We start from the raw sequence: 20,075 nt of genomic DNA, 5'->3' as shown, positions 1-20,075 counted from the left end.
AGCGTGAGCGAAGGATATTCGTGAGCGTGAGCGAAGGATATCGCTGATGGGAGCGCGCCGCGAGGCGCGCGAGGCGCTGGCCGCCGCCGGGCTCCGCCCGCGCAAGCGCTGGGGCCAGCACTTCCTGTGCGACCCCGGGGTCGCGCGGCGGATCGTCGACACCGCGGAGCTCGGGCCCCGCTCGGTCGTGCTCGAGATCGGCCCCGGGCTGGGCGCGCTCACGGACGAGCTCGTGGCGCGCGCCGGGCGCCTCTACCTGATCGAGATCGACCCCGGCCTCGCGACCCGCCTGGCGGCGCAGCACGCGAACGACCCGCGCGTGCGTGTCGTCGAGGGCGACGTCCTCGCGCTGCCGCTCGCGGAGATCGTGCGCGAGCCGGCGGTCACGGTGGTGGCGAACCTGCCCTACAACATCGCGACGCCCGTCCTCTTCCGCCTGCTCGATCTGCGGGCCCGCTTCCCGCGCGCCGTGGTCACGCTGCAGCGGGAGATGGCGGCGCGGCTCGCCGCGCGCGCCGGGAGCGCCGCCTGGGGCGTCACCTCGGTCCTGGTGCAGGCCTTCGCCGAGGTGCGCGTGGCCTTCGGCGTGTCGCGCCGGAGCTTTCTCCCGCGCCCGGACGTGGACTCGGCGGTCCTCGACATCCGCTGGAGCGCCGGGCCGCGCGCGGACCTCCACGACGTCGACCTCTTCCGGGAGGTCGTGCGCGCCGCCTTCGGGCAGCGGCGGAAGATGCTGCGCAACGCGCTGGCCGGGCTGGCCGCGCGGCGGGGTGTCTTGCCCGAGGCGGCCCTGGCGCGTGCCGCCGTCGCCCCCACCGCGCGCGCCGAGACGCTCGATCTGGCGGCCTTCGGGCGCCTCGCGCGCGCCCTCGCGTAGCCGTGCCCGAGCTGCCCGAGGTCGAGACCGTCGTCCGCTGCCTCGCCCCCGAGCTGACCGGACGCTGCGTGGCGAGCGTCTCCGTGCGCGACGTCCGCCTGCGCGGCGGCGTGGCGCCCGACTTCGCCGCGCGCCTGGCCGGCCGCCGCATCGAGGGCCTTGCCCGGCGCGGCAAGTACCTCCTGGCCGCGCTCGACGACGGCCGGCTCTGGCTCGTGCACCTCGGCATGACGGGGCGGCTCACGCTGGCCGCGCCCGGGCGCGCCGACGAGCGGCACGATCACGTCGTCGTCGGGCTCGACGACGGGCGCGTGCTCACCTTCAACGACGCGCGGCGCTTCGGGCGCGTGGCGGTGATCGAGCGGGCGGCGCTGTCGGCCGAGACGGGCGACGGGATCGACCCGCTCGATCGGGGCTTCACCGCCGACGCGCTCATCGCGCTGACGCGCGGCCGGCGCACCCCGATCAAGGCGCTCCTCATGGATCAACGTCGGGTGGCCGGCCTCGGCAACATCTACGTGAACGAGCTCCTCTTCCGCGCCGGCATCCGCCCGGGCCGGCGGGCGTCACGCCTGGGGCGCGAGGAGTGCGCGCGCGTGGTGCGGGCGACGCGCGCCGTGCTCGCCGAGGCGATCCGGCGCGGCGGCTCGTCGATCTCCGACTACCGCGACGGCCTCGGCCGCCCGGGCTGGTTCCAGCTCCGCCACCGCGTCTACGACCGCGCCGGCGAGCCGTGCCCGCGGTGCGCCGGCCCGATCCGCAGGCGGCTGATCGTCGGGCGAACGAGCTTCTACTGCCCGCGCTGCCAGCTGTAGCTCAGAGCGCTGCCAGCGCCTCCTGCGCCGCCCGCTCACCCGAGCGCACCGCGCCGTCCATGTACCCGTTCCAGAAGGTCGAGGTCTCGGTGCCGGCCCAGTGGATGCGCCCGGCCGGCGTACGCAGCACGGCTCCGAAGTCGATCAGCGTTCCCGGCCCGAGGATGGCGACCGGGCAGCCGCGGTTCCAGGGTTCGGCGGACCAGTTGAACTCCACGATCCCGCCCGGGCTGAGGGCTTCGTCGCCGAAGTAGTTGGCGAGGTTCCGCAGCGCGGCGGCGCGGCGTTCGTCGTCGGACCGGTTCTCCCACACGCGCGCCTCGTGACCGCCGATGAAGCCCATCATGATCCCGACGCTGCCATCGGCCGGCGACGTGTCGAAGGTGACCTTGATCGGACCGATCTCGCTGACGGTCTGGCCGGAGAGGCCCTTGGCGCGCCAGAAGGGCGTCGTGTAGATCGCCTCGAACTTCATCAGCGTCCCCTGCGGCATGTGCTGCATGAGCTGGTCGCGCAGCGGGGGCAGCGGCGGGTCGTAGGCGATCCTTCCCGCGAGGGTGGGCGGGATGGCGACGATCACGCGCTGCCCGGTCACAGTGGAGCGGTCGGAGACGACGGTCACGCCGGAGGACGACTGCGTGATGCGGCGCACGGGCGCGCTCAGCACGACGCGCTGTCCGAGCTGGGCGGCGACCCGCAGCGCGACCGTCTGCGCGCCCCCGACGAAGCGGCTCTCCTGGGCGCCGCCGGCGGTGTCGAAGTTGCGCTCGAAGGTTCCCGGGTTCTGCTCGTTTCCCGAGGCGGCGATGTAGAAGAGCGTGTAGAGGAGCGAGAGCTCGCGCGGCTCGCAGCCGAAGATCGCCTCGGTGGCCGCCGACGAGAGCGCCATGAACTCGTCGCTGCCGCTCGTGTTCGCGCGCAGCCAGGTGTCGAGCGTCTGGCGGTCCCACTCCTCGGCGCTCGAGGAGTCCCAGGGCCGGTCGACGGGCACGCTCGTCGACATCTGGTCGAGCTGGGCGACGGCCAGCACGATGTCGGGATCCACGACGGGGTCGACCGGCGCCGTGCCGAAGGGGGTGTCGTTCGGATACTCCTCGCGCCCCCTGGGCCCGTAGAAGACGTTGTTGCCGGTGTTGTAGGTCGGGAAGGTCCCGACGCCGACCGCCGCGGCGAGCGCCTGGATGTGGTCCTGCGTCGGCCCGATGAACATGCCGCCGAGCTCGGTGTAGGCGCCGTTGGCGAGCGCGTGGTTGAGGACGCGACCTCCGACCCGGTCGCGGGCTTCGAGCACGATCACCGAGCGGCCGGCGTTGACGACCGTGCGCGCCGCCGTGAGCCCGGCGAGCCCCGCGCCGACGACGATGACGTCGGCATAACGCACGGCCGCGCGGGCAGACCGTGGGAGTGCGGCGACGGCCGCGCCGGCCGCCGCACCGCCGATCAGGCCGCGACGCGTGATTCCTCTGCGTTCCATCTCCGTTCCCTCACGCTTTCGCTGCGATGCAGCGCTGATGGTGGGTCGGGTTTGCCAGAGGCTGACCGCGGACTCTGCCCTGAGATGGTCCGGCGCTCTCCGCGGCCCATCACGCGGAGGCCGAGAGGCGGATTCCCGCATCGCTGCGCCGGCCTCCTCTCCCGCTGGGTTCGCGCGACACGCGATCGCATAACACAGGGGTTCCAGGTTGCGGTCTAGCACGTCGACACGGGAGTCGCGGGTGAAAAAACGGGGGAGCCTGCGGTCGCACCCTGGGTAGCGGGCGCGGTAGGCGCGCCGCGTCCGTCGGCAGCGATCTGGCGCCGGAGAGAGTGGACGTCGCCGCCGGCTACGTGCGCTTCGGCCGTGGCGCCGCTGGCGGCTCGAACTCCTCGTCCTCGACCTCGGCCATCTCGTCCACGGTGAGGGCATGGACCGGCGGCGAGAAGAAGCGTTGCGCGAGATACGTCGGCACGACGGCGGAGAGGATCACCGTCGTGACGAGCACCGAGAACTGTGTCCGATCGATGATCCCCGCATTGAGTCCGTAGAGCGACGAGATCGTTCCGAACGTGAGCCCGGTGCTCATGAGGAGTGTGGTGTACGCCGCATGAGGCCGGACGTATCGGAGCGCGACGGGCAGCACACCGAGGAACTTGAGCGCGACCTTCGCGACGAAGAAGCCGATGAGGAGAGGGAGACTCGCGGCCAGCGCCGCGAGGCTGACGTTCAAGCCTCCCTTGAAGAAGAAGAACGGAGTCAGGAGCGAGAAGGCGACCACCCGGAAGCGCCGCTGCTCCTCCGGGTGCTCCTTGAAGATGCGCGCCACCGCGAGGCCGAGCAGAAACGCCGGGAGCACGGCGTGGCTCTTCGCCAGGTCGGCTGTCCACATGAGCAGAAAGAGCACCGCGAACGCTCCCTTGATCTCCGGTTCGATGACCCTGCGGCCGTAGCGCGCAAAGAACCAGGGCTGCAGGAGGACCATGCCCGCGACCGAGACGGCCGAAACCGCCATGAAGACGACGAAGTAAGCCGAGGGCTGGATGAAGAGCGCGGAGAGAGCCACCGCGGTCCCGAGATCGGTCACGAAGGTCGCCGCCATGATGATCTTGCCGATCTCCGCATTCGTGAGCCCGGTCTCGACGAGGACGGCGTAGACGACGGCGAGCGAGGTCGTGGAGAGCGCAACGCCAGCGATCTCCGCCGGGCGGAGGTCCCAGCCCGCCACGCAATACGCGAAGAGACCCACGCCGATGAACGGTAGAAGGAAGGAGAGGCCGCCGATCAGGAGCGACTCCTTGAGCTTCTCGCGCATGAGGCGGGGATCGACCTCCGCACCGGCGAGAAACGTCAGGAGGATCCCGCCGAACGAGGCGAGGAAGTCGATCCAGGGTGTCGTGGTCACGCCGAAGAAATTCCCGGCGACCACGCCGAGCGTGATCTCGATGATCGCGACCGAGATGCCCAGCTCGACGCTCAGCATCGAGGCACCGAGGATCGAGAACCCGAGGACCGTCGCCGTTGCCAACGTGCTCATGCCCTCTTCCTCCTCGTTGTTCCGGGAGGGGCTCGAGCCGGGCCCCTACCCGTTTGACCGGTAGAGGCCATCAGCCGCGAAGGCGGCGGTTCAGGCGAGCCTCATCGCCTTCCTGCTGCGCGACCGACTAATAGCCGGCGGAAATGCCAGTGTCGACGCGGCGCCGCGACGACCCGCCGAGCGCTCCGGCCCGCACCTGGGTCGCGGGCGGCCGCCGACGGCCTCCTAGGGACGATCCGGGACCCGCGACCGCACGTCGAGCAGGTCCCGCAGCCCGTCCCCCACGAGCTGCAGCGCGAGCACGGTCGTCGCGAGCGCGATCCCCGGCCAGACCACCACCTGCGGCGCCACCAGGAGGAACGGCCGCCCCTCGTCGATCATCGCGCCCCACGAGGCGAGCGGCGAGGGCGCGCCCAGGCCGAGGAAGGACAGGCTCGACTCGGCGACGATCGCGCCGGCCATGCCGAAGGTCGCCTGCACGAGGAGGACGGGTGCGGCGAACGGGAGCAGGTGGCGCGCGACGATGCGGCTCGGCCCCGCGCCGAGGGCCTCCGCCGCCCGCACGAATTCGCGCTGCCGGAGCGCCGCCACCTCGGCGCGCGCGAGGCGCGCGTAGCCCGTCCAGCCGAGCAGGCTGAGCGCCAGCACGACGTTCCCGAGACTCGGGCCGAGGACGGCGGCGAGCGCGATGGCGAGGAGCAGCCCCGGGAAGGCGAGGAGCACGTCGATCACGCGGGCGACGGCCTCGTCGAACCACCCGCCCAGGTAGCCCGCCGCCGCGCCGACCGTCACCCCGAGGAGCAGCGAGAGCGCGACCACGGTCGCGCCCACGGCGAATGAGATGCGCGCGCCATGCATCACGCGCGCCAGCACGTCGCGCCCCAGGCTGTCCTGGCCGAGCGCGTGGCCGGGACGGGGGAGCGCGAGCCGGGCGCGGAGATCCGTCGCGTAGGGGTCGGGCGCCAGGAGCGGTGCGGCGGCGCCCGCGAGCGCGAGCGCGAGGAGCACCGCGGCCCCGGCGGTCACCGCGCGCCGGCCCCTAGCGGGCATCGCGGAGGCGCGGGTCGATCGCGCGCTGGAGCAGGTCCGTCGCCGTGTTGATGCCGACGTAGGTGAGCCCGATCGCCAGCACGCAGCCCTGGACGAGCGGATAGTCGCGCGCGTCGATCGCCTGCACGAGCAGGCGCCCGAGCCCGGGCCAGGCGAAGATGGTCTCGGTGATGATCGCGCCGGCGAGCAACGCCCCGGCCTGGAGGCCGGCCACGGTGGTGACGGGGAGGAGCGCGTTGCGCAGCGCGTGCACCGCGACCACGCGCCACTCGGGAGCGCCCTTGGCGCGGGCGCTGCGCACGAAGTCCTCGCCGAGCGCTGCGATCATGCTCGTGCGCACCAGGCGGACGAGGATGGCCGACATGCCGAGCCCGAGGGTCGTGGCGGGGAGTACCAGGTGGGCGAGCCCGCCGCGACCCGACACCGGGAGCCAGGCGAGGCGCAGCGAGAAGAGCAGGATGAGGAGCGGGCCGAGCCAGAAGCCCGGCAGGCACGCGCCGGCGAGGCTCACCAGGCGCGCCCCGCGATCGACCGCCGACCCGGGCCGGAGCGCGGCGGCTACGCCGAGCGGCAGGGCCAGGCCGAGCGCCAGGGCGAACGCGGCGCCGGCCAGCTCGAGCGTCGCGGGGTAGCGGCCGGCCACGGCGCGCGCCACGGACGTGCGGAGCACGATCGACCGCCCCAGGTCGCCGCGCGCCGCCCGCGCGAGGAAGCGGGCATACTGCGCCGGGAGCGGTCGGTCGAGCCCCAGCTCGCGGCGCAGCGCTGCCACGTCCGCCGGCGCGGCCGACTCACCGAGCATGATCTCCACCGGGTCACCAGGGACGAGGTGCAGGAACGCGAAGACGAGGGTCACGATGCCCAGGAGCGTCGGGACGAGGAGCACGAGGCGACGGCGGAGGAGCGAGCCGGTCATTCCATCCACGCGCGCGCGAGGGTGTGGAGGTCGCCGTCGGGGGAGGGCTCGAAGCCCCGCAGCCGGCGGCTCTGCACCACCACGCGGTCCTCCCACCAGAGCGGGACGACGGGCAGGTCGTGTGCAGCGCGGCGCTGGATGCGCGCGTAGATGGCGCGCCGCCGCTCGACGTCGAGCACCCGCCGCCCGCGCTCCGTCAGCCGATCCATGACCGGGCTCGCGTAGCCCCCTCGGTTGTAGCCCGCGGGCGGGCGCATGGTCGAATGGAAGGCGAGATGGTAGAAGTCGGGATCGCCGATGCCGACCCAGGCGAGGGCGCAGAGCTGGAAGTTGCCGCTGCGCACGTCGGCGAAGAGCGTGCCCCACTCGTAGGTGCGCACCTCGACGGCGATCCCGACCCGGGCGAGCGCGGCCTGGATCGCCCCGGCGAGCGGGCGTCGCTCGGGCTGATTCGAGGTCTTGTAGACGAGGTGGAAGCGGGGCAGGGGCCCGGGGCCGTCGGGATCCGGGTAGCCGGCGCGATCGAGCAGCCGCCGCGCCCGGGCCGGGTCGGGACGGTGGGTGGGGACCGGTGCGTATGCCCAGTGCTCGGGCGCCAGGAGCCCGCTCGCCGGCCGGGCCGCGCCGCCGAGGATGAAGCGTGCCAGCGCGTCCCGGTCGAGGGCGAGTGCGATCGCCTGGCGCACCCGGCGCTGGGCGAGGCGCGGGTCGCGGAGGTTGAGCGCCAGGTAATCGACGCTGGTCCCGGGGCTCCGCCGGACGATCAGGTGGGGAAAGCGCGCGAGCCAGTCCACCATCTCGGGCTCGGGCGCATCCTCGATCAGCTGGACCCCGCCGCGCCTGAGCTCGAGCACCCGCACCACCTCGTCGGGCACGATGCGGACGACGAGCGGATGGAGCCGGGGCGGGCCGCCGGGGTAGCCCGGGTTCGGCTCGAGCACGACCCGCTCCCCCCGCTCGGCCCGGACGACACGGAAGGGGCCGGCTCCCACCGCTACCTCGCCCGCATCGCGGGCCCGGGCCGCGGGCAGGACGCCGAGGCCGGTCGCCTCCAGGAAGGGCGCGAAGGGCTCGCGCAGGTGCATCACCACCGTCGCCGGATCAGGTGCCTCGATCGACGACAGCATGGCAAGTGCCGCGCGCTTCGGCGAGGCGAGTGCAGGGTCGAGCACGGCGAGGTAGGTTGCCCGCACGTCGGCCGCCGTCACGGGCGCACCGTCGGCGAAGCGAAAATCGCGCCGCAGGTGGAAGACAATCGTCAGCGGATCGGGCACTTCCCACCTCTCGGCGAGCTCCGGGAGCCGGCGGGCGGCCGCGTCGGGCCGGGTGAGCGCCGCGTGCAGCAGATCGGCCAGGCGGGAGGCGTTCGCGTCGGTTCCGAAGCGCGGGTCGAGACTCTGCGGGTCGCTCTGGAGCGCCAGGACGAGGCCCGTGGGCGGCACGGGCGCCTCTCCGCAGGCGGCGACCAGCGTCACCCAGAGCATCGCGAGGGCCGCCAGACCCCTTTTGCGATTGACTCCCGTGCGAGACGGCTGGTACCATCCGGGTGCGGAGAGTGCAGCGAACCCGGGGACGGGCGGAGAAGGCGGGGGAGCCAATGCGGATACGTGCTCTTTTTCTAGCAACGTTGCTCACCACCCTGGCCCCCGCCGGTGCTCGCGCCGCCGAAGCCGAGCTCACCGCCGACGCGCGTCACGCGAGCCTCTTCCCACGCCCCGCGCAGCTGGAGCCGCAGGTCCGCTTCTGGCGCGCCATCTTCACCCAGTACTCGGCGCACCAGGTGGTTCTGCACGACGCGCTCCGCCTCGACAAGGTCTACAAGATCCTCGACTTCCGCTCCCGCCTGGACGACGGCTTCGGCGAGGGCGAGCTCGCGAGCCTCGAGCGCTTCGAGACCGACCTCGAGCTGGACCGGCTGCGGGCGACGCTGCTCCGCCTCCACGCCCTCGGCTCGCACCCGGAGTCGCTCACCGCGGAGGAGCGTGCGGTCTACGACCTCTGGGCCGACGACCCGGCGCCGGATCGTTTCCTCGCCGCCGCGGACGACAAGCGGCTGCACAGCCAGCGCGGGCTGCGCGAGCGCTTCGCCGAGGGCATCCGCATCTCGCGCCGCTATTTCCCCGAGATGGAGCGCATCTTCCGTGAGGCGGGCCTCCCGGTCGAGCTCATCCGCCTCCCGCTCATCGAGTCGTGCTTCAACCTCCGCGCATACTCCAAGGTGGGCGCGGCCGGCATCTGGCAGTTCATGCCCAGGACCGGACGGCTCTTCATGCGCGTCGACAACCTGGTCGACGAGCGCCGCGATCCGATCTCCTCGACGCGCGCCGCGGCCCGCTTCCTGGTGCGCGTGCACGACATGCTCGACACCTGGCCGCTCACCATCACCGCCTACAACCACGGCCCCGACGGGATGGCGCGCGCCGTCGCCGAGGTCGGCACGACGGACATCGCGACCATCGTGCGCGACTACCGCGGCAAGGCGTTCGGCTTCGCGTCGCGGAACTTCTACGCCGAGTTCCTGGCCGCGCTCGACGTGGAGCGCGACTTCAAGACGTACTTCGGCGAGGCGCCCGAGGAGCCGGCGCTGCGCGTGCACGAGCGGCGCCTCGAGCGCGCGCTCGGCATGGAGGCGGCGGCTCGGCTCGCGCGCACCAGCCGCGCCCAGCTGGCGAGCCTGAACCCGGCCCTCTCGACGCTCGTGGTGAGCGGCCGCCGGCCGATCCCGGCCGGCTACCAGCTTCGCCTCCCGGAGTCCGCCGGCGCCGCCTTCCAGAGCCGGCTCGCGGAGTTCGCCGCCGAGCAGCGCGTGACGGGCAGCGCGTCGCCGCGCCCGGTCCGGGTCGCCGCCTCCGCGAGTGGCCAGGTCCGCTCCGCGATGCTCACCTACCGCGTGCGCCGCGCCCAGACGGTCTCGCGCACTGGAAAGAAGCACAGAGTGAGCGCCCAGAGCCACCGTCCCGGCAAGAAGGCCAAGCCCCGCTCCCGGCAGGTCCTCAAGATCCGCGCCCAGAGCGCGGCCTAGGCAGCGCGCCCCGGCGGCCGCAGCGTTCCGGCGGAAGGCCCGGAAGGCCGCACCCCGCCGCAGCCGGCCGCGCCTGTGGCCCCGCGTTTCCGCGACCTTGGGCATCTGGTACGATCCCCGGCCGGATGCGCACCCACCCGGTTTTCCTTCGTCTCGAGGGCCGGCGCTGCGTGATCGTCGGCGGTGATGCGCCGGCCGTCGCCAAGGCGAGGGGGTGCGCGGAAGCCGGCGCAGAGGTCACCGTGGTCGCGCCCGAGGTCGGCGCCGATCTGGCCGGCATCCGTCACGTCGACCGCGAGTACCGGCCGGGCGACCTGGCCGGCGCCGTGCTGGCCTACGCCTCGACGCGCGACCCGGAGCTGATCCGCCGGCTCACCGACGAGGCGCAGCGCGAGCGCGTCCTGCTGAACGTGATCGACGTGCCCGAGGCGTGCACGTTCATCGCACCCGCCGTCGTCCGCCGCGGCGACCTCCAGATCGCGATCGGGACGGGCGGGGCAAGCCCCGGCCTGGCCGCGCGGCTCCGGCGCGAGCTCGAGGCGCGGCTCGGACCGGAGTGGGCGCCCTTCGTCGCCATCCTGGGCGGCGTGCGCGCCGCGCTCGCGGGCGACCCGGCGCGCACCGAGGTGGTGCGGAAGCTCCTCGCCTCGCCACTCCTGGAGCTGGTGCGCCAGGGGCGGTCCCAGGAGGTCGACGCGCTCCTCGCCCGCGAGGCGGGCGCCGGGTGCACGCTCGTGCGGCTCGGTGTCGCGCTCGGAGGGGAGGGCTGAGGGATGGAGCTCGGGTGCCTGCGCCTCGCGGTCGCCCTCTACCTCGCCGGCACGCTGGCGGCGCTGGTCGGCATCGCGGTCCGCCGGGACCTGCCCCGCACCCTCCTGCCGCGGCTCCTGTGGGCCGGCTTCGTCGCGCACGGGCTCTCCATCGCCGTGCGCTCGTGGACTGCCGGATACATGGCGGTCGCCACCTTCGACGAGGCGCTCTCGTTCCTGGGGCTCCTCCTGATGGCGGTGTTCCTGGTCGTGCAGCTCCGCCGCCCGCTGGTCGCGCTCGGTGCGGTGGTGAGCCCGCTCGCCTTCGGGCTGACGCTCGCGGCCGACGCGGTCTACCGCGGTGCCCGCCCGCTCCCGCCCGTGCTCGACAGCGCCTGGCTGCCGATCCACGTCGTGCTCTCCGTCCTGGGCGACGCGGTTTTCGCGCTCGCCTTCAGCGCGAGCCTCCTCTACCTGGTGCAGGAGCGGCGGCTGAAGGCGCGCCGAGCACCCGCGGCGCTCCGCTACCTGCCTTCGCTCGAAACCCTCGACCGGGTCAACTATCGCTGCCTGGTGTGGGGGCTCATCCTCCTCACGCTCGGCATCGTGAGCGGCATCGTGTGGGCGCACACGGCATGGGGCCGGTTCTGGTCCTCGGACCCGAAGCTCGTCTTCTCGCTCGTCACCTGGGGCATCTACGTGGTGCTTCTCCAGGGACGGATGACCGCCGGCTGGCGCGGGCGCTGGGCGGCGACGCTCACCATCGCGGGGTTTGCGGTGATCGTGCTCTCGCTGGTGGGAGTGAACGTGCTCGCGCTCGGGAACCACGGCAAGGCGTTCTGAGCCATGGAGCGCGGCATCGTCCTGGTCGGGCTCAACCACCGCACTGCGCCGGTCGAGGTGCGCGAGCGCGTCGCGTTCGCGAACGGGCGCCTCGAGCCCTCGCTCGGCCGGCTGATGGCGGTCGAGGGTGTGGCCGAGGGCGCCATCCTCTCCACCTGCAACCGGGTCGAGGTGCTGGCCTGCGGAGCCGATCCCGCGGCGATCGGTGCCGCGCTGCCCGGCTTCCTCGCGCGCGAGCACGACGTGCCCGAGGGCGCGCTCGCCGGGCACCTCTATACCCACACCGACCGCGAGGCCGTGCGCCACCTCTTCCGCGTTGCCGCCAGCCTCGACTCGATGGTGGTGGGTGAGCCACAGATCCTGGGCCAGCTGAAGGAGCACTACGCGGTCGCGGCGGCCGCCGGCGCCTCGGGGCAGATCCTCCATCGCTGCTTCCACCGGTCGTTCTCGGTCGCCAAGCGCATCCGGCGCGAGACCCGCATCGCCGAGAAGGCCGTCTCGATCGGCTCGGCCGCGGTCGAGCTGTCGCGCGTCATCTTCGACCGGCTGGCCGACAAGAGCGCGCTCCTCCTCGGCGCCGGCACGATGGGCGAGCTCACGGCGCGCCAGCTCCTCGCCCAGGGCGTGGGCTCGGTGATGGTGGCGAACCGCACCTTCGACCGGGCGATCGATGTGGCGCGCGCGCTGGGCGCCACGCCCGTGCCCTGGGATCGCCTGCCACGCTATCTGCCCCTCGCCGACCTGGTCATCGCGGCGGCGAGCGGCGGGGAGTTCCTGCTCACGCGCCCGGCGGTCGAGGAAGCGATGCGCGAACGCCGCCACCGCCCGATGTTCCTGATCGACCTGGCGGTGCCGCGCGCCCTCGACCCGGCCGCGAACCAGCTCGACAACGTCTACCTCTACGACATCGACGACCTGGAGGGTGTGGTCGCCCGGAACCGCGGCGCCCGCGCGCGCGAGGCCGACAAGGCGGAGACCATCGTGGACGCCGAGGTCGAGGCCTTCTGGCGCTGGTTCACGAGCCTCGACGTCGTGCCCACCATCGTCGCGCTGCGCGAGCGGGTGGAGGTGATTCGCCGGCGCGAGGTCGAGCGCGGCCTGGCGGGGCTCGGCGCGGTCGACCCGCAGCAGCGCGAGGCGATCGAGCGCTTGACGCAGGCGATCGTCAACAAGGTCCTGCACGCCCCGCTGACTGCGCTCCGCCGCCACCGCGCCGACCCGGCCGAGGCGTTCTACGTCGAGGCGGCGCGCCGCCTCTTCCGCCTCGGCACCGAGGAGGTCGATCCCGACGACGAGGACGCATAGCGGCGTGCTGCGCCTCGGCACGCGCGGGAGCGCCCTCGCGCGCGCGCAGGCGGCGCTGGTGCACGACGGGCTCGTGCGCCGACATCCCGGCCTCCGCGTCGAGACGGTCCACATCCGCACCACCGGCGACCGCGGCGCGCGCGCGCCGCAGGGGCCGGGCGGGAGGAAGGGCCTCTTCGTGAAGGAGATCGAGGAGGCGCTCCTCGCGGGCGAGATAGACGTCGGCGTCCACTCGATGAAGGACCTGCCGGCGCGCCTGCCCGCCGGCCTGGTGGTCGGGGCCGTGCCCGCGCGCGCCGCGGCGCACGACGTGTTGATCGGCGCGGGCGGCCTGCGCGAGCTTCCCTCCGGCGCACGCGTCGGCACCGCGAGCGTCCGCCGTCGGGCGCAGCTCCTCGCGCGCCGGCGGGACGTGGTCGTGACGCCGCTCCGCGGCAACGTCGACACCCGGCTCCGCCGCTGGCGCGAGGGCGCCGTCGACGCGCTCATCCTCGCCGCCGCCGGGCTCGAGCGCCTCGGCATCGCCGAGCCGGCGGCGCTCGCGCTCGCGCCGGAGGAGTTCCTGCCCCCGGTCGGGCAGGGCGCCCTCGCCCTCGAGTGCCGGGCCGACGCGCCCGCAACGCGCGCGCTCCTGGCCGCGGTGGAGGACCCGGCGGCGGCGACGGCGGTGGCGGCCGAGCGCGCGTTCCTCCTCGCCATCGGCGGCGACTGCAACACGCCGCTCGCGGCGCATGCCACCGTGGCCGATGGGCAGGTCGCGCTCCGCGCCCTGGTGACCGACCGGGAAGGGCAGCACTGGCTCGAGGACGCGGACAGCGCTCCCGCCGCGGAGGCGGAGGCGCTCGGCCGGGCCCTCGCGGAGCGCTTGCTCGCGGCCGGCGCGCGCGGAATCCTCGAAGGATGACCGGGCGCGTGTACCTGGTGGGGGCCGGGCCGGGCGATCCGGGCCTCCTCACCCGGCGCGGTGAGCGCTGCCTGGCCAGTGCCGACGTGGTCGTGCACGACCGCCTGGTCGGCCCGCGCCTGCTCGAGCTCGTCCGCCCCGGGGTGGAGGTGGTCGCCCTTGGCCGCTCGCACGACGACTCCGACCGGCCGAGCCAGGCGGCGGTCGAAGCGCTGCTGGTCGAGCGCGCGCGCGCCGGCAAGACCGTTGTGCGCTTGAAGAACGGGGATCCCTTCCTTCTCGGCCGCGGCGGCGAGGAGGCGGAGGCGCTGCGCCGCGCGGGCGTACCGTTCGAGATCGTCCCCGGCGTGTCGTCCGCCTTCGCGGTGCCGGCCTACGCCGGCATCCCGCTCACGCACCGCGACCATGCCTCGCTGGTCACCATCGCGACCGGGCACCAGGCGCGCGTGGGCGACGAGGTGGTGCCGCCCGCGCTGCCCTGGGAGACGCTCGCGCGCCACGGCGGCACGCTCGTCTTCCTCATGGGCATGCGGCAGATGCCCGCGATCATGGCGGCGCTCATCGCGCACGGGCTCCCCCCCGACACCCCGGCCGCCGCGATTCAGAGCGGCACGACGGGCGCACAGGCGACCGTGGTCGCGAGCGCGGCGACGCTGGCCGCGCGCGTGCGCGCGGCGGGGCTCGTGGCCCCGGGGGTCGTCGTCGTCGGGAGCGTGGTCACGCTCCGCGAGCGGATCGCCTGGTTCGAGGAGCGCCCGCTCTTCGGCCGGCGCGTCGTCGTGACCCGGCCGCGCGCGCAGGCGGGCGCGCTGGCGGACCTGCTGGAAGCCGAGGGGGCGGAGGTGATCCCGTTCCCGACCATCGCGATCGTGCCGCCGGCCGATCCCGCGCCCCTCGAGCGCGCGGTGGCGGCGGCGGGCGGCTACGACTGGATCGTGTTCACCAGCGCCAACGGCGTCGAGGCGTTCTTCACGCGCTTCGCCGCCGCGCGGCGCGACGTACGCGAGCTCGAGCCGGTGCGCCTCGCCGCCATCGGGCCCGAGACCGCGGCCCAGCTCGAGCGCCGCCTCCTGCGCGTCGCGGTGGCGGCCGAGGACTACCGCGCCGAGGGGCTGGTCGCGGCGCTCGCGGACGAGGACATGCGTGGCCGCCGCGTCCTCCTCCCGCGGGCCGCGGGCGCGCGCCCGGTCCTCCCCGAAGCGCTCCGCGCGCGCGGCGCGCGGGTCGACGAGGTGGTCGCGTACCGCGCCGTGCCCCCGGGCGAGGCGGACGTGGCCGGCCTCACGGCGGCGCTCGAGGCGGGAGCCGTCGATGCCGTCACCTTCACGAGCAGCTCCACGGTCAGGAACTTCGTCGAGCTGCTCGGCCGGCCGGCGGCGGCGCGCCTTGCCGGCGACGGCGGCCCGGCGGTCGCCTGCATCGGTCCGGTGACGGCCGCGACGGCGCGGGACCTCGGCCTGCGTGTCGACGTGATGCCGGCCGCCTACACGGCCGCCGCGCTGGCCGCAGCCCTCGCCCGGCACTTCGGCAGGGACGCGGCGGCGTAGCGGGCGTGAGACTCGATGGCGAGGTCCTCACCGGCATACAAACTGGTTGCAGGTGAACGCACAGCGGATGAGCCCCACGTCGCACTGCGCCATCCTGAGGGCGCTCGATGAAGGACCTCTCGTACCAGGGCCGCGTCGCTGAGGCGAGGCCATGATGGCCGGCGGGGCCGTTTCCAGAGGCCGCGCTCCGATGCTTTAATGCGGGCTCCGTCATGAGCCGCTTTCCCGCCTACCGCCCCCGGCGGCTGCGCCGGACTGAGGCGCTCCGCCGCCTGGTACGGGAGACGCACGTCGACGCGGCGCAGCTCGTGCAGCCGCTCTTCGTCGTTCCCGGCCGTGGGGTCGAGAAGCCGGTCGGGTCGATGCCGGGCATCGCGCAGCGCTCGGTCGATCGCGCGGCCGAGGAATGCCGGCGCCTCGGGGACCTGGGCGTGCCGGCCGTCATCCTCTTCGGCGTGCCGGAGCGGAAGGACGCGCGCGGCAGCGGCGCCACCGATCCGGGCGGCATCATCCCGCGCGCGCTCGGGGCCATCCGCGAGGCGGCGCCGGGGCTCGTCCTCGTGACCGACGTCTGCCTCTGCGAGTACACCGACCACGGCCACTGCGGCGTGGTGAAGGACGGCGAGGTCGACAACGATCCGACCCTCGAGCTGCTCGCGGCCGAAGCGCTCGCGCACGCGCGGGCCGGGGCGGACGTGATCGCGCCCTCCGACATGATGGACGGCCGCGTGGGGGCGATCCGCACGGCCCTCGACGCGGCGGGCTTCGCTCACCTCCCGATCATGGCCTACGCGGCCAAGTTCGCCTCCGCCTTCTACGGCCCGTTCCGCGACGCAGCCGAGTCGGCGCCGCAGTTCGGCGATCGGCGCTCCTACCAGATGGACCCCGCGAACGCCGAGGAGGCGCTGCGCGAGGTGGCGCTCGACATCGAGGAGGGCGCCGACATCGTCATGGTGAAGCCCGCGCTCCCCTGTCTCGACGTCGTGCGCCGCGTGAAGGAGCGCTTCGGGTACCCGGTCGCCGCCTACCAGGTGAGCGGGGAGTACGCGATGGTGAAGGCCGCGGCGGAGCGCGGCTGGATCGACGAGGCGCGCGTGGTCGAGGAGAGCCTGGTGGCCATCCGCCGCGCGGGCGCCGACATCATCATCACGTACTTCGCGCAGGACGTGGCGCGGGGGCTCGCACGGCGATGAGGCGCCGGGGCTCCACCCTCGCGGCGGCGCTCGGCGTTGCCATGGCGCTCGCGGGCCAGGTCGCGGCCGGCGAGGGCGGCGAGAGCGAGCTCGGCCGGCGTTTCTTCCTCGCCGCGCGCTCCGAGCTCCCGCTGGTCGAGGACCCCGCCGTCACCGAGTACGTCGGGCGTATCGGTGCTCGGCTGGTGAAGACGCTCGGGGCGCAGGAGTTCGACTACCGCTTCTACGTCGTCCAGTCCCCGGTGCTGAACGCCTTCGCCGTCCCGGGCGGCTACGTGTTCATCTTCTCGGGTCTCCTCGCGCGGGTCGCCAACGACGACGAGCTGGCGGGCGTGCTCGGACACGAGATGGGCCACGTGAGCGGGCACCACATCGTGCGCCAGCAGGAGAAGGGGCAGGTGTGGTCGGCGGCCGCGCTGCTCGGCCTCCTCCTCTCGGCCGTCAACCCGGTCGCCGGCGCCGCCGGGATCGCCGCGGCGGAGACCGCGCAGCTCAAGTTCTCGCGCGAGTTCGAGCAGGAGGCCGACTACCTGGGGCTCCGCTACGCGAGCCAGGCCGGCTACGACCCGCACGCGATGGGCTCGTTCTTCAAGACCCTGCTCACCGAGCAGCGCATCAACCCGGCCGGGGTGCCGGCGTACATGCTGACGCACCCGGTGACCGAGGACCGCGTCTCGCACGTCGAGACCACCATCAACGCGCAGAGGCTCAAGACTCCCGCCGGCCGCCCCGCCGGGTCCGCCGAGCTGGCGGAGACCCAGGCGGTGGCGCGCGCGATCGCGGACCCGCCCGACGTGGTCATCCCTCGCTATCGCCGGCTCGCCGAGGAGAAGCCGGACGACGCCGAGCGGCAGCTCCTCCTCGGACGCGTCTACCAGACCGTCGGCCAGCTCGAGGCAGCGCGCGGGGCGCTCGAGAAGTGCCGTGACCTCGGGGGCGTCGGTGGTCGCGTCGATCGTCCGCTCGGGAGCGTGTACGTGGCGCTCAAGGAGCCGGCCAAGGCGCGCGAGGCGCTCGAGCGCCACCTCGCCCGGCATCCCGACGATGCCTTCGCGCACACCCAGCTCGGCAAGGCGCTCAACGACGCCGGGGACAGCCCGGCCGCGCTCACCGAGTTCCAGCGCGCGCTCGGCCTCGACCCCGACTCCGACGAGGCACAGCGCCTGACCGGCATCGCCCTCGGGCGCAAGGGCGACGAGGCCGAGGGCTTCTACCACCTGGCGCTCGCCTCGCGGCTGCGCGGCGAGCTCGAGCAGGCGCTCAGCCAGTTCCAGCACACCGACCGCCTGGTCACGCCGGGCAGCGCGCGGCAGGCCGAGGTCGAGCGGGCGATCGCGGAGCTGGAGCCCCTGGTGCGCGAGCGGGCGCGCGAGCGGCAGGAGCGCCGGCGGACGGGCCGGCGCGGCCTCGGGACGCCTTGACGGCGCGCGCACGCCGGCCGTAGACAGGCGCGCATGTCGGAGGGCACGAGCCTCGCCGGCCGCGTCGCGCTCGTGACCGGCGGCGGGCGCGGCATCGGGCGCGCGATCGCGCTCGCGCTGGGCGCCGCCGGGGCCGACGTCGCGGTCGCGGCGCGCAGCACCGACGAGCTGGACGAGGTGTGCCGCGTGCTCCGCGCCCGCGGCCGGCGCGCGCTCGCCCTCCCGACCGACATGCTCCAGCACGCGCGGGTGATGGCCGCCGTCGAGCGCGCGGCGCGCGAGCTCGGCCGCCTCGACGTGCTGGTGAACAACGCGGGCGGCCCGGTCGTCCTGACCGGCGATCCGCGCGGCCTCTGGGTCGAGACCCACGACGACCCCTCCTGGGACGCGACCCTCGTCCTCAACCTGACGAGCTGCTACTGGGCCGCCAAGGCGGCGCTCGGGCCGATGCTCCGCCAGGGCTACGGGCGCATCATCAACGTCGGCTCCGGCTACTCGCTGGTCGGCGCCTCGGGGCTCTCGGCATACACGGCGGCGAAGCACGGTCTCGTCGGCTTCACGCGCGCGCTCGCCATGGAGGTCGGGACGCGCGGCGTGACCGTGAACCTCCTCCGCCCCGGCTGGACCAACACGCGCCTCGTCGACTGGAGCATCGTGGGCCTGATGACGGGCCGCACCGCGGAGGAGGCGAAGGCGCACGCCGAGAGCCTGGCCGCGCAGAAGCGCATCCTCGAGCCCGAGGAGGTGGCGCCGCTCGCTGCCTTCCTGGCCTCGCCCGCTGCCGGCGGTATTACCGGGCAGGTGCTCTCCGCCGACGGCGGTTACATGATCGGGGTGTGAGATGGCGACGGTCGATGCCGACGGCCACGTGATCGAGCCGGCGGACCTGTGGGAGCGCGAGCTGCCGCCGCGGTTCAGCGCGCGCGGCTTCCACATCCGCTGGGACGCGGAGACCGAGCAGGAGCAGGTGTGGGCGGAGGAGCGGCTCCTCCTGCCGGTGGGCATCGTCGGCGTCGGTATGGCCGGGCGTCCGTTCGAGGACGTGGGCAAGGGCGTGCGCTACGCGGAGCTCATGCCGGGCGGGACGGATCCGCGCCAGCGGCTCCGCGACATGGACCGCGAGGGCATCGACGTCGCGGTCCTCTACCCGTCAGTGGGGCTCTTCCTGGAGGCGATCGAGGACGCGGCGCTCGCCGAGGCGTGCTGCCGCGTCTACAACGACTGGCTCGCCGACTACTGCCGCACGGACCCGCGTCGGCTGATCGGCATCGCCGGCCTGCCGCTGCAGGACGTGGGCGCGGCCGTGCGCGAGGTGCGCCGCGCCGTGGGGGAGCTCGGCATGCGCGGCGTCTTCGTGCGCCCGAACCCGTGCCGCGGCCGCGCCCTCCACGACCGCTGCTTCGACCCGCTCTGGGCCGCAATCGCCGAGGCGGGCGTGCCCGTCGGCCTCCATCCCTCGGGCGCGGGCGATCTCCCCGGCGCGCTCCAGGGCCTCCGGCTCGACGCCCCCATCATGGGCCACCCGTCGATCTTTTTCATCGACGACCTGATCGGCTTCTCGCACCTCGTGTGCGGCGGCGTCCTCGAGCGCCACCCGCGGCTCACCGTCGCCGTGCTCGAGGCGGGCGGCGGCTGGCTCGCGCACTGGTTCGACCGCTTCGACCACTTCGCGCACGTCTACGGCTGGATGGCGCCCGAGCTCGGGCTCCGGCCGAGCGAGTACTTCAAGCGCCAGTGCTACATCTCCTTCGATCCCGACGAGACGACGCTCCCGCTGCTCGCCCCCGTGATCGGCGAGGACCGCATCGTGTGGGCCTCGGACTACCCGCACCTGGACGCGACCTATCCCGGCGTCGTGCGCGAGCTGGAGGAGCAGCTCGCCCGGCTCCCGCCCGCGGCGCGTGAGAAGGTGCGGGGCGGGAACGCGGCACGGCTCTACGGGCTCCCGGCATGAGGAACGCGCGCCTCCTCCACTACTCCCACTGCGTCTCGGACCTCGCGCGCTCGCGCCGCTTCTACACCGACGTGCTCGGCTTCGAGGTGGTGGCCGAATTCGATTTCGACGACGCGGCGACGGCGCGCGTGATGGGTCTGCCGCGCGCCCGGTTCAAGGGCGTCTTCATGCGGCGCGATGGCATGCGCATCGAGCTGATCGGCTTCAGCGACCCGCCGCCCGAGCGCAGCGTGCGGCCGCGGCGCTCGAACGAGATCGGCCACTCGCACCTGAGCTTCTACGTCCTGAGTCTGGACGAGGCCCTGAGCGAGCTCCGCTCGCAGGGCGTGGAGATGGTGGACGGGACGCGTGCCGTCCTTGCGAGCGGCGTCGAATGCTGTGTCGTGCGCGACCCCGACGGCTTTCCGATCGAGATCGTGCAGATGCCGAGCCTGGCGCTCCTCCCCTACGAGGGGTGGGAGGGCTGAG

At 73.9% G+C, this 20,075-nt stretch carries 18 protein-coding genes; 13 read left to right on the top strand and 5 right to left on the bottom strand.

Going from position 1 to position 20,075, the window contains the following annotated elements:
* The first annotated feature begins 46 nt into the window (after positions 1-46).
* Positions 47-877 carry a 16S rRNA (adenine(1518)-N(6)/adenine(1519)-N(6))-dimethyltransferase RsmA gene (rsmA, locus tag E6J59_07745; GenBank protein ID TMB20720.1) on the top strand — a complete coding sequence of 277 codons (831 nt, stop codon included), beginning with the start codon at positions 47-49 and terminating at the stop codon, positions 875-877.
* A gap of 2 nt (positions 878-879) precedes the next feature.
* Complete coding sequence (mutM, locus tag E6J59_07740; protein ID TMB20719.1) at positions 880-1,692, top strand: bifunctional DNA-formamidopyrimidine glycosylase/DNA-(apurinic or apyrimidinic site) lyase; 813 nt, start codon at positions 880-882, stop codon at positions 1,690-1,692.
* A gap of 1 nt (position 1,693) precedes the next feature.
* On the opposite strand, the gene E6J59_07735 is transcribed toward mutM, so the two are convergent.
* The 5 genes from E6J59_07735 to E6J59_07715 form a co-directional block, all read right to left on the bottom strand.
* Positions 1,694-3,166 carry a flavin monoamine oxidase family protein gene (locus E6J59_07735; GenBank protein ID TMB20718.1) on the bottom strand — a complete coding sequence of 491 codons (1,473 nt, stop codon included), beginning with the start codon at positions 3,164-3,166 and terminating at the stop codon, positions 1,694-1,696.
* 349 nt (positions 3,167-3,515) lie between these two features.
* Entirely contained in the window at positions 3,516-4,703 is a 1,188-nt protein-coding gene (locus E6J59_07730) for a cation:proton antiporter (GenBank protein ID TMB20717.1), read from the bottom strand.
* A gap of 225 nt (positions 4,704-4,928) precedes the next feature.
* Positions 4,929-5,753 carry an ABC transporter permease gene (locus E6J59_07725; protein ID TMB20716.1) on the bottom strand — a complete coding sequence of 275 codons (825 nt, stop codon included), beginning with the start codon at positions 5,751-5,753 and terminating at the stop codon, positions 4,929-4,931.
* On the bottom strand, positions 5,743-6,669 hold the full coding sequence (locus tag E6J59_07720) for an ABC transporter permease (protein TMB20715.1): 927 nt from the start codon (positions 6,667-6,669) through the stop codon (positions 5,743-5,745). Before E6J59_07720 ends, E6J59_07725 begins: the two co-directional genes overlap by 11 nt.
* Positions 6,666-8,153 carry an ABC transporter substrate-binding protein gene (locus tag E6J59_07715; GenBank protein TMB20714.1) on the bottom strand — a complete coding sequence of 496 codons (1,488 nt, stop codon included), beginning with the start codon at positions 8,151-8,153 and terminating at the stop codon, positions 6,666-6,668. Before E6J59_07715 ends, E6J59_07720 begins: the two co-directional genes overlap by 4 nt.
* Before the next feature lie 113 nt (positions 8,154-8,266).
* Between E6J59_07715 and E6J59_07710 the strand changes: the two genes are divergently transcribed.
* The 11 genes from E6J59_07710 to E6J59_07660 all read left to right on the top strand — a co-directional run bounded on the left by E6J59_07710 (position 8,267) and on the right by E6J59_07660 (position 20,074).
* Positions 8,267-9,691 (top strand): hypothetical protein, encoded by a 1,425-nt coding sequence (locus E6J59_07710; GenBank protein ID TMB20713.1) that lies wholly within the window; start codon positions 8,267-8,269, stop codon positions 9,689-9,691.
* A gap of 125 nt (positions 9,692-9,816) precedes the next feature.
* On the top strand, positions 9,817-10,461 hold the full coding sequence (locus E6J59_07705) for a bifunctional precorrin-2 dehydrogenase/sirohydrochlorin ferrochelatase (protein TMB20712.1): 645 nt from the start codon (positions 9,817-9,819) through the stop codon (positions 10,459-10,461).
* 3 nt (positions 10,462-10,464) lie between these two features.
* Complete coding sequence (locus tag E6J59_07700; protein ID TMB20711.1) at positions 10,465-11,283, top strand: c-type cytochrome biogenesis protein CcsB; 819 nt, start codon at positions 10,465-10,467, stop codon at positions 11,281-11,283.
* Positions 11,284-11,286: 3 nt separating this feature from the next.
* On the top strand, positions 11,287-12,588 hold the full coding sequence (locus E6J59_07695) for a glutamyl-tRNA reductase (protein ID TMB20710.1): 1,302 nt from the start codon (positions 11,287-11,289) through the stop codon (positions 12,586-12,588).
* A gap of 4 nt (positions 12,589-12,592) precedes the next feature.
* The gene (gene hemC, locus E6J59_07690; protein ID TMB20709.1) at positions 12,593-13,492 is read left to right on the top strand and encodes a hydroxymethylbilane synthase; all 900 of its coding nucleotides are present in this window, start codon (positions 12,593-12,595) and stop codon (positions 13,490-13,492) included.
* Positions 13,489-15,039, top strand: coding sequence for a uroporphyrinogen-III C-methyltransferase (cobA, locus tag E6J59_07685; protein ID TMB20708.1), 1,551 nt, complete (start codon positions 13,489-13,491; stop codon positions 15,037-15,039). The genes hemC and cobA overlap by 4 nt, the downstream gene beginning before the upstream one ends.
* Positions 15,040-15,251: 212 nt before the next feature.
* Positions 15,252-16,232, top strand: coding sequence for a porphobilinogen synthase (hemB, locus tag E6J59_07680; protein ID TMB20707.1), 981 nt, complete (start codon positions 15,252-15,254; stop codon positions 16,230-16,232).
* On the top strand, positions 16,229-17,653 hold the full coding sequence (locus E6J59_07675; protein TMB20706.1) for a tetratricopeptide repeat protein: 1,425 nt from the start codon (positions 16,229-16,231) through the stop codon (positions 17,651-17,653). The genes hemB and E6J59_07675 overlap by 4 nt, the downstream gene beginning before the upstream one ends.
* 33 nt (positions 17,654-17,686) lie before the next feature.
* The gene (locus E6J59_07670; protein TMB20705.1) at positions 17,687-18,493 is read left to right on the top strand and encodes an SDR family oxidoreductase; all 807 of its coding nucleotides are present in this window, start codon (positions 17,687-17,689) and stop codon (positions 18,491-18,493) included.
* A gap of 1 nt (position 18,494) precedes the next feature.
* Complete coding sequence (locus E6J59_07665; protein TMB20704.1) at positions 18,495-19,607, top strand: amidohydrolase; 1,113 nt, start codon at positions 18,495-18,497, stop codon at positions 19,605-19,607.
* A complete protein-coding gene (locus E6J59_07660) occupies positions 19,604-20,074 on the top strand; it encodes a VOC family protein (protein ID TMB20703.1) in 471 nt (156 codons plus the stop codon). Before E6J59_07665 ends, E6J59_07660 begins: the two co-directional genes overlap by 4 nt.
* The last annotated feature ends 1 nt before the right edge of the window (position 20,075 follow it).

The organism is Deltaproteobacteria bacterium, assembly GCA_005879795.1.
Classification (GTDB): Bacteria; Desulfobacterota; Binatia; order DP-6; family DP-6; genus DP-6.
The sequence above is the reverse complement of the archived record's forward strand: the minus strand, read 5'-3'. Positions and strand labels throughout refer to the sequence as shown.